The following is a 17,635-nucleotide window of genomic DNA, read 5'->3' as shown; positions in this document are numbered from 1 at the left end:
TTCTAATGCTTCGCTCTTGACATCGCACATAGTAACAATTAGGAAAAACTATTATTTTTGCAAATCTTTGATTTTATTTGTTCTCTACCATGATTGCTCTGCAAGGCAGGATTCTGATCTAATAAGCATAGATTTTGCTTTATTTCCAGCATTTGCTGCAATAGATAATCTACTTCAGTTTGAAGCTGGCAAAGCTTTAATTGTTGATCAAATGAATAAACGGACTGTTTTGGCTCCATTTGAGAATTTATTTACCTCCTTAAATTTGAAATAACAAGAGTAGAAGAGGTCGGAACTATTTATCATTAATCAGGACTTACGCAACTGGCACAAATAGCGGGCAGGGCGCAGCCCTGACAGGCGACAATTTAAATCAAACCAAGCACATAAGAATACTTGGGCGTTTCAGTTGCTGAATTAAATAATTAGAAAGCAAGTTATGCTTGATTTGATAAATAGTTTGACCAGTTGTATAGGCTAAATTCTTTAACCTAACCCAAACTAACATTGCACAAGCGATATGATTTCTTTGAAGCCTAGCTTTCCGACATTGGCAAAATTCAATCCCAGTTAATTGTTTAATTTCTCTGTGAAACTCCTCGATTTTCCAACGAATTTTACACACCTCTTGTACAACATCCGTGGAACTTTGAGATAAATCGTTAGTTGCGACATAATCCGTTCTGTTGGTAGAAACAGTAACCCGGAATAGTTTCACTTTTTTATTAGCTGGGAACCCTTTAATTTTGATTATCTTACCACAATCTAATTCTTCTTGACTCCATTCTAATAATTCAATACGTTTATATTTTGCTTGACCAAATGTATCATCAACTAACCGATTGTCTTTTAAAGGGCAATAATAAATTTTGTCTAAGCTATCAATATATAGCATTAAACTGTGTACCGCATACCATGTATCCATCAAAACAGTATCAAATGGTAAAAGCTTATGATACACAAGGCTTTGGAGCATGTCTTTCACATGGTCTATCTTGGTTTTGCCATCGACATCAGGATTAAAAATTCGATAATCTATGACCCAAAATCTTTGAAGTGTAGGGTTGACATACACGCAGCTAACTACGCCAATGCCTTTAAGGACACCATGCTCATTACCACTATATTGTCTTCTGACTATTTCTATTTCTTCAGAATACCTTTTATCTAAAATGCTATCATCAAATATTATGTAACCATTGTCATCAGGCTCAACTACCTCTTTCACGTTATCCCATAGTAAACGAGGTGTTAATTTTTCTCTTTTCAAATAATAGTTAATTGTATCATGGCTAATACTCTCTAAATGCTCTGCCAAATTGGTAATGGTATAATTAATTTGGCTACTAAGTAGATACTGGCAATAATCTAATTTAGTAAACTTCATATTCAAAAGTATTCGTTACAGTAGCCTGAGCAGCAGCCCAAAAATTTGGTGTGAAAAGGAACAATTTACATTTGTACTCTAGTTCATTTCATCTGCATTTTTATAGTACTTTAGTACTATTTGTTAGCGATCGCATTGTGCCAGTTGCGTAAGTCCTGATTAATGATGCAAAACTTTCAGAGATATTTATATTTAATACGGCTATTAAGCCCCAGGGCAAACGCACGCGATTTCTCAAACCCTTGCTGGACAAGGATATTGATGAAAAAATCGCCTGAATCATCAAAGACCCAAACCCTTGCTATTAAAGGATTCTTATACTTTAGATGTGTTTGCCCTGTATTAAGCCCCTTTTACTTATCCTTACTGCCACTCCTACATAAAACAACTCAAAGTCAGTACAAAAAGTTCATGAGTTAACTTCAAATTCGCTTCTTCTAATTCCAGAAAAATACTCAAAAAATTTTCAGCTTCAACCTACATTCCACAGGTCTATCAGGTCAATAGATAATATTTTCGGCAAGGAGCACCGAGAAACTGGAGAATCCAACGTCGTTCATCGGTAAGATTAGCAATCTGTTTAACGTCAGAGATCGTTAATAGATGAATCGATATGAAACATTGAAATACCCAACGGAGAGTAGGAGTGGCAGTCGGCTTGCCCAACTGATTGCTGATGGTTTGTTTATCCTGTTCTAGAGCTTGGCGTAGCATCCTCTGCCCTAAGCTGTAAACTAAATATGTCTTTTCTTTTGGAATAGCTTCTCTCATAAAAATTAATACTAGTGTTCAACTATACATAACTATCGGAGTATGCAAGTTAGAGGTAATGAAGCAAAGTAGCTACGGAATTACACTTTTTATTTACGTATTACGGGAAGTATCTTAAACTTGTAGAACTGATCTAGCTTACGAACTAATATAAAATGTTAAGTTTTTTATAATACTATTTAAACAGTAAAATTACATAAAATAACGAACAAAGCTACCATTGTTGCAGTATTTCTACTGCTGCTTTCTGGAATGCCTTGGGACTTCCGGCACAAAACTGCTCAACGGGCAACTTTAGTGCCAACTCAAGGACAGCAACAGAATAGCTGCGACTCTGCTTACCCAGATTTATTGCATTCCAAAGAATTCACCAGACTTAGATTGCCCAGATGTTACCCAGAGAAGGTTTAGAGTATTGCAACGACCCTCACAGGTTTGACCAGCTGTTCTTATGCCATATAAATGTATTTACTTTATCTTAAACTTTCCAGTTAGCTGGAGAGTCAAGTGAGAACAGGATCATCTTGCTAATTATTTGCTATTGGATTATGTGGCAGGCTTTACTTCCACAACACCACGATACATTTTCATACCGCAGGTGAACTGATATTCACCAGGGTACTTAGGAGTAAACTCTACTGAAGTGGTTTGGTTAGGAACAAGGTTAATCGCTAAGTCAAAGTCCGGCATGAGCAACTTATCAAAGCACTTGCTCAAATTGTGACGTTGGAAGTCCAATCTTACTGGTTGTCCTACCTCTACAATTACTCGTTCCGGTTTGTAACCCTTTTCAACCGTAACAGTCGCTTCTTGAGTACCTTCTGGTGTTTTCGCTGCTTTTGTTGCTGACTTTGTAGGCAAAGAAAGCTCTGCTTGGCTCTGTTGAGTAGTAGTTACTGGGGTTGCTTTTGCAGTCGAGTCAGGAGGTTGAAATTCTATCACTCCTCGGAACATATTCATACCACAGTTGAAAGTATAAGTACCTGGTTTGTCAGATGTGAACTCAATGGATGTGACTTCGTTGAGTGGTAGGTTTTTGGCGATATGGAAATCAGGTAGGCGTATTTCTTCAAGACAACTACTAGGGTCACGGCGTAGGAAATTAAGGCGGACTCTTTGACCGACATTGACTAGAATTTGACTAGGTTCATAGCCTCCATCTACAGTAATGCCAACTTATTGAATACCATCATGTGCTTCGGCTTTTTGGGACTTTGGTTTACTTAGGAGAAACCACCAGATTTCTAGTCCGATTAACCCCAGACCGGCTGTTGTAATCAGCGCTAAAGTAACGTTGCCTGTAAAATTAAACCAAATGATGAAAGTGAGCAGTGCGATCGCAGACCGCCTCGACCGTAAGAAAATCATGGTTGTTACCCACATATTCAGAATGTTAATTGTGGGTATGTTGCCTTTTGTGACGCAGATTTGGCAAGTTTACGTATTAACGCTCTTTTATTACTCTCATGAGAGTATAATTAATTACTAAGAGTTTAACTTAGCAAGGGTATTTAATTGGGTTCAAGAACAGCTACCTCCACGATCACCGTGGTAGATCAGTACTGCGATGCCTATAGAGATTTGTTTCCAGAAGTGAGGACATTTGAAAATTTTAAACATCTTGGTATTGAGTTAGGTCGAGGGGGAGTATTATCTCCCGCCCCTCCCATTTAGAACCGGACATACCCGTTTCCGTGTATCCGGCTCCCGACAATCTTAAGTATCCCTTTTGCTCATGTGGATATATTGGTGACAGGATTGATGTACTGCCATCATATTTTGGGATTTCCAATTATTGTGGTTGTCATCAATGTGATGGAGATGTATATCTTCACCGTCTATGAACCGAAGACCGCAATACCCACACTTATGGTCTTGTTTGATTAAAACTTTGGCTGTTATCCCATCGTAGTGTTTGGATTCTCTTTTACTCCAGTAAACAATGTCACCATTAAATGGGGAGGCATTCCCCTTAACCATGATGTGTTTGTTTTCTGAATATGGTACTGCTGGGAATGCTTTATCTATTAAAGCATCCGTTTGATGGCGGTTAAGTTTGGGTTCTTTATTAAAGACATTCCATGTTCTCAAACGGGTAAACCACAATGAGAATCTTGAACCATCCATCTTACAGTAACGGTGGTAGTTTCTCCATCCCCTAATTATGGATGAAAGTTTTTCAGCTTTAACTAAAGCACCATAATTCGAGTTGTTGACTATGGCTTTAACTTTCTTACGGAATGTTAAATAGTTCTCCTCTGAGGGCGTACATCTAAACTTTCCGTTTTGCTGGACAATGAAATTCCAACCTAGAAAATTAAATCCGTGAGTCGCGGACACAAATCGGGTCTTTGCTGTCTTAATATTTAGACCTCTAATACGCAAAAATTCTATAATTTCATCAAGAACTTTTGCTTGGTTGTCACCTTTTTTAAAAATAAAAACCATGTCATCTGCGTATCTCACAGATTTATGTATGGCTTCTATTCCATGTAGGGCAACGTTGGCAAGTACTGGGCTGCATACCCCTCCTACAATCTTGCAAACTTTCTGATTCAGACTTTGGGACATCAGAAACTTCCCCGACCCGAAAAACCACATTTACCTGTTCAGTATCCACCTCAACTCGCTTTACTAACAAGCGAATAATTTCTCGTTGGCTATTCCATTCTATTGAGTCAAGGTTGTTGATGACTTTAGAGGAAAACTCCTCCAACCGACCAATAATCAGTCTTAGTTCCCGGTTTAGGGTTGCCTCATCATTAAGATTTTTCACCTGAGCTTCTAAAATTGCAACTCGTTCTTTGATTTTATGAATCCTTGGCTCAAATTCGTTTTTTTCAATAAGACCCTCAGCATAGCTATCAATCAGCCGTGCAATACCCCGGCGTAGCTTGGCAATTTGAGATTCTTTTGTCTTAATATTTTCCTGAACAGCTGAAGTCGGTTCCTGCCCTCGGCGTTGATATTCCATATAAAGACGTTTCCATTAGCAAAAGCCAAGTCCCTCAAACGTTCTAATGCCGGACGTACCAGCGTTGCTCCACTATACCCTGCATCGATAAAGGTCAGTTCTTCACATAGTTTTAACCCATCTGCTGCTACCCTCAAGCGAAGGGCAGCTAATTGACTAGCGACTGTCTGAGTTTCTGTTTGCTGTTCTGTAGAAACCCGAGCGTAGATAGCAGCCTGTATTTGGTTAGTGGTCATAAATTAGACCTCAAATTAAGTAAATTTTTGTGTTCTACCCTAGCGACTGAACAAGAGTTAAAGATCATCTGCTTTTACCTGAGATGAGTAAAGTTTTGACAGTAATCGGGCAATTGATTCTCGGGCTGACTTTTTTGCTGTCAGGATAGTTTTTGCGTTTTTTAGTGCAAGGGCTAGATCAGGAAAAAAGTCGGGAGTAGCCTGACTAATCTCTAGCAAATTTGATTCTGTGACAATATCAAAATTAGCAAGCTTTGATTCTGTATCATTTTCAACTTCAGCCGATAAATCTTGCTGTTTCTGTAGCTGGGATAAGGATTCTCCTAAACTAGATTTTGATTCTGTGACAGTATCATCAACCAAAGATTTAGAATTTGTGTCAATATCAAATTGCAACCCTGACTGGTGGACAAATTTGCGATCGCCTAAACTACTAACTAGTTTTGATTTTGTAACTAAATCCTTTTCTCGGTGAATAGATTCTGTGTCATTATCAATACAAAAACAGGAGTATTTATTAATTTTATTTACAGGTTTTACAGCAAGGACTTTGACCATCTTTTGCCTTTCATTGTCTACAACTCTTGTATAGAAAGGTTTGTAGCCAAATTGAGAGCATCCTACCACAGAGTATTTATAATTCTCTTTGGTAGGCGAAAAGCAATTATTGACCTTGAGACTGCAAGTATCTTCAGGCAAAATCCTACTTTCGCTACAAAAACGCTCCAACTTATATACAGCAAGGCTTTTCAGACCATCTTGCTGCTTTTTACTTGTATCTCGGCTCAATACCGTATAGGCATCCAAATCACTCTCACCTGTGAAATTCAGCCATCACGTCTCACCTTCTTGAAACGCTAACTCCAACGAAAACGGTAGGTACCCAGGATTAGCAGCTGCCCACTCGTTGGCTTCTGCAATTAGGGTTTTGTTACCTGAATCGAGATAGAATTGCATTTTGGCACTCTGCTCCAGTCTTTCGCGTTCCCTGCCTCCTATCAAGCGTCGCGCAATTAGGCAATACTCTCTAGCTACACGTTTGGCGTGGGATGCTGCTTGGAGTCGCAACTTAGTCAGTTTCTTCAGTTCTGCCAAAGCGAGAGCGGCTGCTGAGTCGCCTGAAGGTGTACTTTGCTCGCTAACTTCGGCTTTTTGTGAGGTTTCAGACGGCACAATTGCAGGTGTAGATGCAGTAAACGGAATACTGGCAGAATTGATCAATAAGTTTTTGTTATTGTAATTTTCAGCCGCGCTGGGGTTAGAAAGGTATTTAAAATCCTTATCTGAAGTACTTTGATTAACGTTTTCAGCTAATTGTATAATATTTGAAGAAACTGATGAATTATCAGAATTATTGGCACCTGAAGTTAAAGACAAATCTTCTGGTTGTAATAAATTCAATTCTTTGAAATTAGTATTAATTTCCTCAGATTCATCTTGTACCTGTGGTACAAACAATTCCCCTTCAGACACAGCAACTTCTTCAAAGATTGCTACCGCCTGCTGCCCTGTAGGGGCATCGGCAGCAGGCGGTAAGCAGTTACAAAAAACCTTCATATAAAAATAATGACCGTAATTCTCGATTTGATAAGGGTTTTCAGCACTCTGTTTTGCAAATGAGTTTTGAAAGCTATTAAATTGCCCGTCATTGCTTGATTGATAAGGGTTTGAGCTATTTTCTGCCCACGGATCTAAGATGTAGCGTGTAGGATGCCACAAATGCAAATGTTTTTGTAGTGTCTCTTGTGAGATAGTTTTGTGAAAGCGACACTTGTACTCAGCACGTATCGCTTTCCCTCGTTCAGTAGCCCCTACTGGCAACCCTCTATCCCACTCTATTGCCCTTACCACTATCTGAATGCGTTGTTGGGCTTGTTGGCTGCGTTCCCAGTTCTGTTGCTTACGACGGTCAAATGGGATTACGTTATCTTTGGGTTTATGGATGCTGCTAATGCCTGCTATGGCTTCTGCAAAGGTGTTGGCGAATGTACCCAACAGCCTTTCGGGATAACTAATGTAGGCGCTGTACCATTTGTTGCGAATTGTGGATTCTACCCAATGTCGCACCCTAGCTTCGATTTCGTGTTGGTGTCGGCAATATTGGCTGTAGCCGGGGGCGTTCATTGCGGTAGTAAGGCAAAATTCGACTAATTTATCACTCTCTAAGTCTAAAAAGACGATTCCGTAGCCTACAAAGATTTGTAAGAGGGTGTTTGTTTGTCCTTTTCCTGTCCAGCCTGTGGTGATGATTTCTTCCCAGTTGGCACGCCACTGGGCAACGTCAGCAGATTCTTGCTTACGATATCTCTCCCGTGAAATTTGTTTTTTGGCTTTGTTCGCTACCCGTTTGAGTTTGGTTAAATCTTGCCGACTTGCGGCGCGATCGCAATGGTCGAGGAAGATAGAAACTGAGTCACTAATTGCTTGCAGGTCGTCATTAAGTAAAAATGACCCGCTACCCGGTTGCATGGGGCAACGGATGGCTTTGTAGTTGGTTATTTGTTTGGCACTATATGGTTTGGTGTTGGGGAAGATTTCTAGGTGTCCAAGACGCAGTATAAAGCCTGCATTTCTCAAGGTAATCTCTAGGGCGCAGGCTAGGGGAAAGGTGGGCAGGGAGGAAGCAAAGGTTAGGATTAGGTGATAGCCACCACTAAAGCTGGACTGGAGGATAATGATATCGACTATGCCGATGTCCTCTAGCACCGCTTTGATCCGATTTATGGATTCAATGTTATGGTAGTCGCCTTCTAGGTCTAAATCGATTGTGGCGTAACGTGTTGTGTTGTCAAAGCGCAGACCTACTAGTTTTGACTCGTCTTGGTGCAGTTTCCACAGTTGGGAGGGTTGGAGGTAATAGTCAATGGTGCGCCATGCTGGTTTTGCACCTTCTACTAAAGAAGGGGCAATTATCGCCCCAAATGGATGCCAAAAGCGCTCTACGTAGCGTTTACCCACGGATTCGGCGGGCAGGTGGGGTTTGATTTTCTTTTTTGAAGGCTGTGAAAGGCTTAATTGGGGCTTGTTATCAAAATCTGCCCCGAAATTTTCTTGGTACATGAGTGACTGTCCTGATGATTTTTGTGCATCAGGTAGTCTCGCTGTTGGTCAAAATGTGTTAGCCTAAATTTGAAATTTTATTTTGACTTAAGCGGTTGGTTATCCGCTTGTTGGAGGCGACTGGTAATCGTCTCGTGGTTGAAAGCAAACAAAGGTTTATACTTGTTTAGGCTTAGACATACGTAGGCTTAGGCTAAGATTTAGTCCAACACGCTTCACCAACAACAATGCGACTACCCAACTTTTTTTTTGGTAATTATTTAAATGAGGCAGTTCTAGCGAAGTTCTCACTAAATCGACATTCTTAGTTTTGGGATAACAATGCAAAGCTAGTAACACCTACAGGTGTCACGTCACATTGGCTCTTGTTAGTACAACTGGTGAAGATGAAATTACTCATACTCCACCATTGAGTTTAAAAACAAAAAACAGTCAAATATCTTGATACGAGTTCAGCACTCAAAACAGTGAACTCGTACTGTAATCAGTATTGAGATGCTAATCTAGTAAGTAATGTTAAATTGTGGGATAAATTCTCTGCTAGATTAACTGCTTACAGCTACCTATGCAGCACGAATATTCTCCTTATTTCTATTTGTAGATACTTCCATTGTTTTCATTTGAGTCTTATAATCCTCCCAAGTTTTTTCAAATACGTCAGACTCATATATCCGCAATAAAACCTCCTCTTTATCAGTTAAATTTGAAAGTTTCAACAACTCCGCCAAAGACACCTGAATTGGGAAAACATCACTAAACTTTTGCATTAAGTGAAATATTCTCTTCCTCTGTGATGCAGATGGTTCATCCTCCAATTCTGCATCAATTTGTCGCGGACGTAGATTCACAATTTCTAGGCTCATATTCCCTAAATTCCTCAATCCAAACACAACAAACTCATTAGTTATAGCAATAACCCGTCCCACAATTTCCAACTCGGGCCGCAGTCTCTTTTTGAATTGATATACTTGGTCAAGCTGGAAACGTCGAAACGGATTGCGCTCGCCATTCAGCATCCAAGCAATACCATCGCCTATACTACCTATCTCATCTGCCTCCAGAAGGTCTATTACCTGGTTACAAATATCTTGATTGCAAACAAACTTGTATGCTGCATCAATACTTCGGTTAAACTCCATCTCCAGTGCAACAACTGCCTTAAATTTTTCCAGTTCTCGTAATTGAGAAATTAATTCAAAAACTTTCTTGCCCTTGTGATAACTACCAACACTTATATTTAGATTCTCCGAAACCTCCCGAATCACGGGTTTACCCTTCTTTAATTGAGACTTATTCTCATTTATCGAATGATTCAAATTTGAATACTTCGATTCATTCAAACGACGAGCACTCTCCCTTTGTCTTTCTTTCGCTTGGGGACGAAGTACGCTCTCCCAGTACTGCCCCTCGTGAAATTTCTGGTAATGAGTCTTCCCGCCTTCGCGATGAAGATTAAAGTCAAGCACTAGTTTCAAATCTTCTTCAGGCGAACCAGACTCGACAAATTCCACTTTCACAGTGGAAATCCCTAACTGGCGAGCTATCTGCAAGCGACACTTACCTGCCAAGACTACATTGACACCAGTACGTGCAGATACCTTTAAAGATTCAAGAATCCCTTTTTCCGAGATACTTTTTTCCAAAGCTGGACGTTCCTCATTCTCACCATATATTTCTATCAGCTTCGGATGAACAACCAACTCCGCAGGTGAAATATATACAATTGCCGGATTCTTCACCTCAGACATATTTATACTCCGGGTCACAAATTGTCACTCAAAAGATAGGTTCCATCTTGAAAAACCTAAGCAGAAAGCAGAAAAATCTTAACCAGCAAGACTTATAGCACTTTCATCCCTTGGAAAAAGTGACAAGTTGAAAAAATAATTAAATCTTGTAAATGGCAAAGGATTAACTACCAGAAAAACTCTCGAAGAGAATTTTCTCGCGCAGTAAACTATTATTCCCAACCCATTGAAAACCAATACGACTGAAGAGAGATTTAAAGTACTGGCATTTAAAAAAAAGCATCTATCTAAAGATAGATTTGTAAAACTGGGTAAATTCATGATATGATGGCTCTAGATAACTAAATTGACAAAACAAAGTTCCGTCCTGTTTTAGTAACAGGTGGGGTTGTTTTTTCCTCAAAGCCCTGTTTGCAGCAGGGCTTTGAGTGAATCTTTAGGAAAAATGAACTCTACAAAAAAAGTATATCAGGCTTCATTCGATTTGGCAAAATTGTAGGTCTAAGCGGGGTAAATACTGAAATGCCTCATATTCAAGTATTGAATCCTATTGAAAAGCAAGTATTAGAGGATATAGCAGCCACCGGCAGCGATGAAATGATCAAGAGAGCAAACATCCTGCTAGAACTTAATCGTGGGGAAAATCATAAAAATATAGTAAAAAAACTTGGTATAGCGAAGCAAACAGTAACAAACTGGAAGAAAAAGTGGACATCTTGTACCATAACATCGGAAACCTTGGAAGATGCGATCGCAAAGATAAATAATGTATTAGGTGTGAACGCAGGCAGACCTAAGAAGTGCAAGAGCGCAGAGGCGAGCAAAATTGTCGAAATCAGCGAATGGAGCAAGAACCGAAAACCCAGTCGTTCAAAGCACCATTACCATATGCAAGTTGCTGAAGAAGCTACTCGCAGGGGGTTGCCAGCACTATCGCCAAGAAGTATAGGTCGGATCTTGGAAGCGCAACCCTAATAGCATCAAGCTCAAATCAAGCTAACGGGCAATCCTATCTTTTCATTACGCCAAAATAACAACCAAGTCGCCGAAACTATCAAGTTAAAAGGAATGCCTGAATTGTCGCCAACAACAATTGGTTGCCTCCTATAAGCAAAAGGATCAGTAAGAAAAATTGATAATTCCCTTAAACCATTCCAACCACTGGGATGGTTTAATTTTTGCATCTATCTATAATAATTCAGTCAAAATACATAACGTAGTACAGTCAAGCGTTGGTTAACAAGCGAATAGCACTAATACCACAGCAGTATATTTAGCAACATTCAGATTCTGTTGGTTTAATGGAAGATTTATCGCGCCAAAGTGAGTGTGGTTAGGCAAATCGAGAGAGAATAGGTTTGATATCGAAAAACACCATTTTCGCGCCCAATGCTATGTCTGATACTCCATATCCCCCCTGGCGTGCATCCCCAAAAGCAAACGATGATACCGGATTTGATGATGCGGTAGAGTCATTAAAAAAATCTCTTTCAGCCCCAATTGAGCGGTATTTTGCTGCAACGGAGGACGAACGGGATGTCATCGCTTTGATGCTCGCCAATATTCGCGCATCCAGCACCCGGCGCGAATACCAGAAAGATTTGCGGAAATTTTTTGTGGCGATGACTGGTATTGAGCCAAATGTTGATAGCGTGTTGGAGTTTTTGCACCTGACCGAGAAACGGGCGGTGGCGGTGGTGTTGAAATATAAGGCAAAGCTACTGGCTATTGGGTTGAAGGAAGCAACGGTTAACCGTCGCCTCAGCAGCATTAAATCGTTGGTGAAGTTTGCCCGCAAGTTAGGTGTGTGCAGCTACACGCTAGAAGATGTAGAGTTGGAAAAGGTAAAAGCGTATCGAGATACTACCGGGGTGGATGCTCAAAGCATCAACAGTGTAATCCAGCTAATTGAGCGCTCAACTGTTCACGGCCAAAGAGATTATGCGCTATTGCGGCTGTTGTGGGAAAATTTACTGCGACGCAATGAGGTGAGTCAATTAAATATAAAAGACTTCGACCCACACGAAAGCAGATTGCGGATTTTGGGAAAAGGGCAAGGTACGAATGATGAATGGGTAAAACTGTCAGTAGCAACAGTTAATGCTATCTGTGATTGGTTGCAAGTCCGGGGTAATATTACCGCCTCCTCACCTTTATTTATCGCCCTTGATAACCGCAGCAAAGGGCATCGCCTCACTGGGGACGGCATCCGTAAAATTGTTGTCAATTATTTTGATGCAGCTGGTGTGAAAAAGTTAATGTCACCGCACCGCATTCGCCATAGTGGGATTACAACTCTTTTAGAAGCAACAGAAGGAGATGTGCGAAAGACGCAAAAAGTCAGCCGTCATGTCAAGCTAGATGTGCTGATCCAGTATGACGATAACCGTAAAAAAGGTCAGTCAGAGATGACAAATTTATTGGCAGATATGATTGACTAAATGGATGCGTTAGCCAGGAAGTCACCCCCTGATTTGGCTACAAAAGCGATAACAGGCTTTGCTCAAATTGTGCGTGCGCCAACGACTCCTGAACAACTCCAACAGTGGCTAACTAACTGTTGCAGACAGTAGTAATCTGACTGCTTTTTGGTAGAGGCGATGACCTCCGGTCGGTCGGAGACCATCGTCTCCGGCGGGCGCACTCATGCGCTCGAAAATGATAGTGTCAAGGTAGTTATCTTTTCGGGATGACACGCTCACTCAGTCGTGTCCAGTCCAGATTTACCTAGACATTACCTAGACATGAGCCAAACAGGGAAAAACAAGAAACTGGCATCTTTTAACTGCGACCAAAAGATGTGGGAGCAGTTTATCGCCCGTTGTAAGTCGAAAGGGACGACGGCAACAGCCACGCTCACCCAATTTATCGAACTCTACCTAGATGATATAGATAACCTTGATGCAATTGGTGGCGATAATTTAGATAAACGCTTGGACTCTAAGATTAAGGCAAGTGTTCAGGAGTACTTAGTTAATGGTAACAATAGTAACCCCAGTCTGACGAATGAAACGATATTAGCTATTTGCTCACGACTTGATAAGCTGGAGTCACAGTTGTCAGGCGAATCTAATAGTAACGAAACCGGAGCAATCCATAATCTCGCCGATTTAGAAGAAAAAGTGGAGGGGATAACAGCCCGAATGACACAGTTTACTGAGGCGATTATTAAAATTCAAAATCATCTCAACAACCAACCGAGGCGGGGCAATAAATCGTACAACAACAATTCATCCTTCAAAGTGCATACTCCCCGAATGCAACCATTAACCGAAGAAGGTTTAGCTTCAAGACTTGGTGTAAATGTAGAAACTATACGCGAGCAACGAAATAAGCTGCACCCACCGCTTTTTGTGGCATGGTGCAAGGGCAAGGATAAATCGGGTATGGGGTGGGAATTTAACGAAAATACGGGATTATATCATCCGGCAAGTTAGTATTTTTATGATTTTCAAATCTTCTCAAAATGAACCGTTAAAAGCTTCATTATCCCGTGGAATATTGATATTTTGAGCCTTACTTAAAAAGGATTTTAAAAGCAATATCTCTGCCTGACTGCTTCAACACTTGCAGATAAGCAACAGCATCATCACGTCGGCGGAATCTTTTCACAACAATATTTTCTTGATTGGGAACATTCCGGACAATACACCACGGTTTTAATTGCTCAGAATAAGTCATATTTTCCTTCTTACAAATGCTGTAAAATAACCATGCTATGTGCTTTTAAATCGCCAAATTTTACCTTAAACGAGGAGGTATACTCAAAGACAGGTCAAATTGATATTGACAATTAGAATTATGTGTGTATTAGATTGATTTGACAGATATATAGCGTTCCGACTGGAATGAAATATTGTGTACTGAGTCTGAAAACCTTGCAGGGCAAAGCTTTTGTTTTAAAAACCTTTCATGAATCAAACCGGATTGCTATATGTAGAATAGAAATGTTATTGAGATCAAGGCGAATGAGTCAGACATAGCAATTGCCAAAGTTGTTCGGGAACTTCTTCAAAATGTTCCAGTAAAAAGTCCATGAATGCCAAATGTCGTAAATCATTAGGCTGAGGATAGCGTCTAAACTTACCTTGCTTAAACCAACCTCTGACCGTAGAATCAGAACGACAGCATATTAAGGCAATTTGTTCATAACTCACATCCCATTTGGCATAAAATTCTTCTGGTTTCATACCAAATTCCCAGTGACTGTAGAGTGAAATTAGATGAATTTCTCTTGCCCCTAAAATCCGGGGATTAGACATTAATGCACCTCAAATATGTAAATATTAAAACTCATTTTTTACATCAGGTATTTGTTAGTCACAGAGTTTATAGACACACCAATAAAACCCAATTAAGCGGGTTTTAAACTCTTGATTCACTCTAAATCTGCGTAAGCAGATATAGTTAAAATAGTTCCGTTATTTATAATGCCTAGAATACCGATTCAGGAATAGCCAGAAATAGTGGATAGGGTGTAATACGCTTGGGTTAAGCCTTTTTTCTCCCCCTGCTCAAGAACAGCCCGCCCCAACAGATAAATGTCCTTAACTAAACGGTATTGAGATAGGGCGGGGATAGTGCTTCGGATCAAAAACGAAACGCCCTCTAACCACATTTTGCACGAGCTATACTGTGAGGAGGGCAGTTGAGTTTTTGACAAATCTTCTCAGAATAGCTTTACTGCGAATCCAACTTCAGTCGTACTCGGCAAGTTGGGATAGTTCACCAGCTATTTGATGTTTTAATATCTAGAACAACTGGAATAGGACTGAGAAACTTTTGGGCAGCAGCAACCATACAATTGTGTAATATATTGCTAACTTGCTCAACTTCAGTCTCTGGACATTCCAGTACAATTTCATCATGTCTTACACAGATGAGTTTTGTTCTGAATTTAGCTAATGGAATTGAAAGTTTTACCATAGCTAATTTGTTGATATCGGCATTTAAACCTTGGACTGGATGGTTAAATAGCTCTGATAGTCGGGGCTTGTTTACCCATCTCCGTCGTCTATTTGCTAGTGTACGACTTTCCTTAATGCCTTGGATGTATTTACGTTTGATGTTTTCATGCCACCTAGCTATTCCAGGATAAGCTTCAAAGAATCGTTGACTGAAAGCTTTTGCTTGCTCTAATGTCATTGCTACTCCATATTTTACTTGGGCGTAAATTTGGAGTTTGGCAGCGCCCATACCGAAAATCAATCCAAAGTTTATTGCTTTTGCTAGTCTGCGGTCTTCCTCAGTCACTTCATTGATATGTTTTCCAGTTACTAGAGATGCTGTTAATCGATGTAAGTCAGCCCCTTGACGATAGACTTGGCACATCTTTGTATCACCACTAAGCCGAGCCATAATTCGTAGTTCTATTTGGGAGTAATCGGCTTTGATAATTTTATAGCCAGGGGCAGCAATAAAGCAGCTACGAGCTGCTTCATCACGGGGAATATTTTGTAGAGGTGGTTTGCGGCAAGAAAATCTACCGGATTTTGCTCCTAATTGATAATAGTTGGGATGAATTCTCCCAGTTTTGGGGTGGATATGCTGGGGTAGCTTCTCGGTAAAAGTGCCGATAATTTTGGATAGACGGCGGTAATCTAGCAATGCTTGAATTATGGGATACTGTGCAGCTAAAGAAACTAATTTACTTTGATTAGTTGAGTTGATTTTGATACCAATAGCTTGTAGAGCAGCCAAAACTTGCTGAGGTGAATTCGGGTTGACTGCATCTGTCAGTTCTGGTAGTAATGACATCTGAGAACTAGCAATACGGAGTTGCTTGAGTTGCCTTAAAGCATCTGTTTTTTCAGCTTCTAGTTTTGCACCCAGTATCTGCCATCGGGACAAGTCAAATAACATTCCGTTAAGTTCCATTTGAGCTACAACAGGCATACACTGAAATTCCAGTCGGGCAATTTTGAGTAATTTTGCCTGCTTTAACTTGTTGAGGAGAATTGGGTAAAGGTCAAGTAATATGGCAGCATCTACGGCAGCATAGTGCAATTGAACCTTGGTAAGAGGTTTACACCAATCGCTGATTTGTTGAGTTTTATCTAGTTGAAGGTGTAGTAGCTTTTTAACTATATTTTGTAAGGATGAGCTTGTTTTTAATCCTGCGGTTAGAACTTTATAAGCAAGTTGGGTATCAAAGAATTGACCAGAGGGTTGAAGTCCTGCGAGTGTGAGAAATTGCCAGTCGAATTTGGCATTATGAGCAATTTTGACAGCAGAGTTACAAAGCAGTTTTTTGAGCAGTTGGCGATCGCTTTTGGGAATAGCTGGTAAATCTATCAGCACTACCGGATGGTTTGGTGCAGCTATTTGAATCAGTCTAATAGAATCAGTTAGAGGGTCAAGTCCTGTTGTTTCACAATCTATGGCTAAAATTTCTGCCTGAAACAGAGGTTGGAGAGCAGAATTAAGAGTTGAAACATTGGAAACGATAGTATATTCTGGAGTATAAATACTGGGATTATTTGTATTTATTAAGCTTGTATTCATAATGAATTTAATTTGAATTTCTCACCTAGAAGCGATAGCTTGTATATGTACCGACTTCAAAATATTTAGTTTTATACAAAGATTTGAAAACCTATTAAAGAGAGGTAATACTATAGCGGTGTGCAGTTGAGGGAGATACAAAAACTTTGCTGGAAAGATTGTACAGCAAGTACTTTTGTCTTCTCATCCGAGCGATAACCGCCATATCGATATTCCTCTCTTTATATGATTAACTGACTTTACGTTTACCTGTTTTTGCAATGTTAGAATGCTGAATATTCTCTCGAACAGATGTAAAAGCAGTAGGAGCCAATTCTCTAATAATGGGTGTGACAATTTCTGGTGCCAGTTCTAAACGATGCTTAATCTGTGCTTGCAACCAGGCTAAAGGAACACATTTATTGTTGACTTTTTGTTTGATAATTAAGTCAGGATTGGATTTTGAAGCTTTTTTTATGGCAGTGGCAATTTTTCTGGCTGTCCGTAAATCAATTTTGTCTACATCAATGCTAACAAAGTTGTTTGGTTGAGGTTCTGGTTTTGATGTAATTCGGTTAGTTGATTTATTTTTATTTTCCAACTTGAGAGATTTCTTAATATCACTAGATTCAAGGTGTGATTGCTCAGATATTGTGTGGTTAATGTGGTATTCGATGTTGAGTATAAATTTCTGCCAGAGATTGACTATTTCCACAACTAAATCAACGACCATTACAATGGTATATAAGGCTGTAATTCCAATGATGAGATGAGTTAAAACTTCTTGAATTTGTTGAGTATTCATGATGACTAACTTGAAAATTTATGTTCATAATTAAAGAAGCGAACGCTTCCATTTAACAGAAAAATCCTCAGATGAAAATTTGAATAGACTGAGGATTTTTTTAAAATTCAGAACAAGCTAATTTGCACAGTTGAATTTGATGAAGGTTTAGGAGTTGGAGTGCTTTGGATT

The 17,635-nt window shown here is 39.8% G+C and carries 15 protein-coding genes and 4 pseudogenes; 3 read left to right on the top strand and 16 right to left on the bottom strand.

The annotated features are described in order from the left end of the window. Positions 1-38: 38 nt before the first annotated feature. From IQ276_RS36950 to IQ276_RS36900, 11 genes and pseudogenes are all read right to left on the bottom strand, one after another. Positions 39-239, bottom strand: coding sequence for a hypothetical protein (locus IQ276_RS36950; protein WP_190900622.1), 201 nt, complete (start codon positions 237-239; stop codon positions 39-41). Positions 240-373: 134 nt separating this feature from the next. Further along, complete coding sequence (locus IQ276_RS36945; protein ID WP_193926053.1) at positions 374-1,387, bottom strand: IS701 family transposase; 1,014 nt, start codon at positions 1,385-1,387, stop codon at positions 374-376. A 495-nt stretch (positions 1,388-1,882) separates the two neighbouring features. Beyond that, positions 1,883-2,125, bottom strand: a pseudogene (locus IQ276_RS36940) (IS1634 family transposase); the annotation flags it as partial. A 579-nt stretch (positions 2,126-2,704) separates the two neighbouring features. Beyond that, a pseudogene (locus IQ276_RS36935) lies at positions 2,705-2,980 on the bottom strand (cupredoxin domain-containing protein); the annotation flags it as partial. 105 nt (positions 2,981-3,085) lie between these two features. Continuing rightward, positions 3,086-3,436: pseudogene (locus IQ276_RS36930) on the bottom strand (cupredoxin domain-containing protein); the annotation flags it as partial. Positions 3,437-3,874: 438 nt separating this feature from the next. After that, positions 3,875-4,690 (bottom strand): annotated as a pseudogene (locus IQ276_RS36925) (group II intron reverse transcriptase); the annotation flags it as partial. Then, positions 4,629-5,132, bottom strand: coding sequence for a hypothetical protein (locus tag IQ276_RS36920; RefSeq protein ID WP_193917713.1), 504 nt, complete (start codon positions 5,130-5,132; stop codon positions 4,629-4,631). The gene IQ276_RS36920 and the pseudogene IQ276_RS36925, both read right to left, overlap by 62 nt. After that, positions 5,027-5,368, bottom strand: a complete 342-nt coding sequence (locus IQ276_RS36915; RefSeq protein ID WP_193917715.1) for a recombinase family protein — start codon at positions 5,366-5,368, stop codon at positions 5,027-5,029. Before IQ276_RS36915 ends, IQ276_RS36920 begins: the two co-directional genes overlap by 106 nt. A gap of 57 nt (positions 5,369-5,425) precedes the next feature. Further along, positions 5,426-6,175, bottom strand: coding sequence for a hypothetical protein (locus IQ276_RS36910; RefSeq protein WP_193917717.1), 750 nt, complete (start codon positions 6,173-6,175; stop codon positions 5,426-5,428). Positions 6,176-6,202: 27 nt separating this feature from the next. Beyond that, positions 6,203-8,428, bottom strand: a complete 2,226-nt coding sequence (locus IQ276_RS36905; RefSeq protein WP_193917719.1) for a hypothetical protein — start codon at positions 8,426-8,428, stop codon at positions 6,203-6,205. 563 nt (positions 8,429-8,991) lie between these two features. Next, positions 8,992-10,176 carry a ParB N-terminal domain-containing protein gene (locus tag IQ276_RS36900; RefSeq protein WP_193917721.1) on the bottom strand — a complete coding sequence of 395 codons (1,185 nt, stop codon included), beginning with the start codon at positions 10,174-10,176 and terminating at the stop codon, positions 8,992-8,994. A gap of 522 nt (positions 10,177-10,698) precedes the next feature. On the opposite strand from IQ276_RS36900, the gene IQ276_RS36895 reads away from it, so the two are divergent. Beyond that, positions 10,699-11,151: a helix-turn-helix domain-containing protein gene (locus tag IQ276_RS36895; protein ID WP_193917723.1), complete on the top strand. Its 453-nt coding sequence runs from the start codon at positions 10,699-10,701 to the stop codon at positions 11,149-11,151. A 419-nt stretch (positions 11,152-11,570) separates the two neighbouring features. Then, a complete protein-coding gene (locus IQ276_RS36890) occupies positions 11,571-12,617 on the top strand; it encodes a tyrosine-type recombinase/integrase (RefSeq protein ID WP_193917725.1) in 1,047 nt (348 codons plus the stop codon). Positions 12,618-12,725: 108 nt separating this feature from the next. On the opposite strand, the gene IQ276_RS36885 is transcribed toward IQ276_RS36890, so the two are convergent. Beyond that, positions 12,726-12,872, bottom strand: a complete 147-nt coding sequence (locus IQ276_RS36885) for a hypothetical protein (protein ID WP_190241088.1) — start codon at positions 12,870-12,872, stop codon at positions 12,726-12,728. Positions 12,873-12,884: 12 nt separating this feature from the next. On the opposite strand from IQ276_RS36885, the gene IQ276_RS36880 reads away from it, so the two are divergent. After that, complete coding sequence (locus IQ276_RS36880; protein WP_235116433.1) at positions 12,885-13,613, top strand: hypothetical protein; 729 nt, start codon at positions 12,885-12,887, stop codon at positions 13,611-13,613. Between the two features lie 79 nt (positions 13,614-13,692). Here the strand turns inward: IQ276_RS36880 and IQ276_RS36875 are convergent, their stop codons facing one another. The 4 genes from IQ276_RS36875 to IQ276_RS36860 all read right to left on the bottom strand — a co-directional run bounded on the left by IQ276_RS36875 (position 13,693) and on the right by IQ276_RS36860 (position 17,464). Beyond that, entirely contained in the window at positions 13,693-13,857 is a 165-nt protein-coding gene (locus IQ276_RS36875; protein WP_176726953.1) for a hypothetical protein, read from the bottom strand. A 278-nt stretch (positions 13,858-14,135) separates the two neighbouring features. After that, positions 14,136-14,438 carry a hypothetical protein gene (locus tag IQ276_RS36870; RefSeq protein ID WP_069069453.1) on the bottom strand — a complete coding sequence of 101 codons (303 nt, stop codon included), beginning with the start codon at positions 14,436-14,438 and terminating at the stop codon, positions 14,136-14,138. Positions 14,439-14,901: 463 nt separating this feature from the next. After that, on the bottom strand, positions 14,902-16,680 hold the full coding sequence (locus IQ276_RS36865) for a bifunctional 3'-5' exonuclease/DNA polymerase (RefSeq protein WP_235116432.1): 1,779 nt from the start codon (positions 16,678-16,680) through the stop codon (positions 14,902-14,904). 229 nt (positions 16,681-16,909) lie between these two features. After that, a complete protein-coding gene (locus IQ276_RS36860; RefSeq protein WP_235116431.1) occupies positions 16,910-17,464 on the bottom strand; it encodes a hypothetical protein in 555 nt (184 codons plus the stop codon). Positions 17,465-17,635: the final 171 nt, after the last annotated feature.

Source organism: Desmonostoc muscorum LEGE 12446 (assembly GCF_015207005.2).
GTDB lineage: Bacteria > Cyanobacteriota > Cyanobacteriia > Cyanobacteriales > Nostocaceae > Nostoc > Nostoc muscorum.
This window is presented reverse-complemented; position numbering and strand designations above follow the sequence as displayed.

What these genes read in the sequence shown, in the direction of transcription:
- IQ276_RS36950 (WP_190900622.1), bottom strand. Translation starts at nt 239, where the DNA reads ATGGAGCCAAAACAGTCCGTTTATTCATTTGATCAACAATTAAAGCTT.
- IQ276_RS36945 (WP_193926053.1), bottom strand. Translation starts at nt 1,387, where the DNA reads ATGAAGTTTACTAAATTAGATTATTGCCAGTATCTACTTAGTAGCCAA.
- IQ276_RS36920 (WP_193917713.1), bottom strand. Translation starts at nt 5,132, where the DNA reads ATGGAATATCAACGCCGAGGGCAGGAACCGACTTCAGCTGTTCAGGAA.
- IQ276_RS36915 (WP_193917715.1), bottom strand. Translation starts at nt 5,368, where the DNA reads ATGACCACTAACCAAATACAGGCTGCTATCTACGCTCGGGTTTCTACA.
- IQ276_RS36905 (WP_193917719.1), bottom strand. Translation starts at nt 8,428, where the DNA reads ATGTACCAAGAAAATTTCGGGGCAGATTTTGATAACAAGCCCCAATTA.
- IQ276_RS36900 (WP_193917721.1), bottom strand. Translation starts at nt 10,176, where the DNA reads ATGTCTGAGGTGAAGAATCCGGCAATTGTATATATTTCACCTGCGGAG.
- IQ276_RS36895 (WP_193917723.1), top strand. Translation starts at nt 10,699, where the DNA reads ATGCCTCATATTCAAGTATTGAATCCTATTGAAAAGCAAGTATTAGAG.
- IQ276_RS36890 (WP_193917725.1), top strand. Translation starts at nt 11,571, where the DNA reads ATGTCTGATACTCCATATCCCCCCTGGCGTGCATCCCCAAAAGCAAAC.
- IQ276_RS36875 (WP_176726953.1), bottom strand. Translation starts at nt 13,857, where the DNA reads ATGACTTATTCTGAGCAATTAAAACCGTGGTGTATTGTCCGGAATGTT.
- IQ276_RS36870 (WP_069069453.1), bottom strand. Translation starts at nt 14,438, where the DNA reads ATGTCTAATCCCCGGATTTTAGGGGCAAGAGAAATTCATCTAATTTCA.
- IQ276_RS36865 (WP_235116432.1), bottom strand. Translation starts at nt 16,680, where the DNA reads ATGAATACAAGCTTAATAAATACAAATAATCCCAGTATTTATACTCCA.
- IQ276_RS36860 (WP_235116431.1), bottom strand. Translation starts at nt 17,464, where the DNA reads ATGAATACTCAACAAATTCAAGAAGTTTTAACTCATCTCATCATTGGA.